General features: G+C 59.3%; 1 protein-coding gene. It reads left to right on the top strand.

Annotated features, from left to right (window positions below; all coding sequences use genetic code 11):
* Positions 1-28: 28 nt before the first annotated feature.
* Positions 29-241, top strand: a 213-nt coding sequence (locus SB772_RS44950; protein ID WP_262405744.1) for a GTP-binding protein, incomplete at its 3' end; no start/stop codon positions are given.

Genomic DNA, 241 nt, shown 5'->3' with positions numbered 1-241 from the left:
CGCGCCTTTTTCGCTTGATCGGCACTGAATGGATCATATTCGCAATTTCTCGATCATCGCGCACATCGACCATGGCAAGTCGACACTCGCGGATCGCATCATCCAGGTATGCGGCGGTCTCGCCGACCGTGAAATGGAGGCGCAAGTACTCGACTCGATGGATATCGAGCGCGAGCGCGGCATCACGATCAAGGCGCAGACGGCGGCACTGTCCTATCGCGCCCGCGACGGCAAGGTCTAC

Source organism: Paraburkholderia sp. SIMBA_030 (genome assembly GCF_046535245.1).
Lineage (GTDB): Bacteria > Pseudomonadota > Gammaproteobacteria > Burkholderiales > Burkholderiaceae > Paraburkholderia.
Note: the sequence above shows the minus strand (reverse complement) of the source record. Positions and strands in the feature narration are given on the sequence as shown.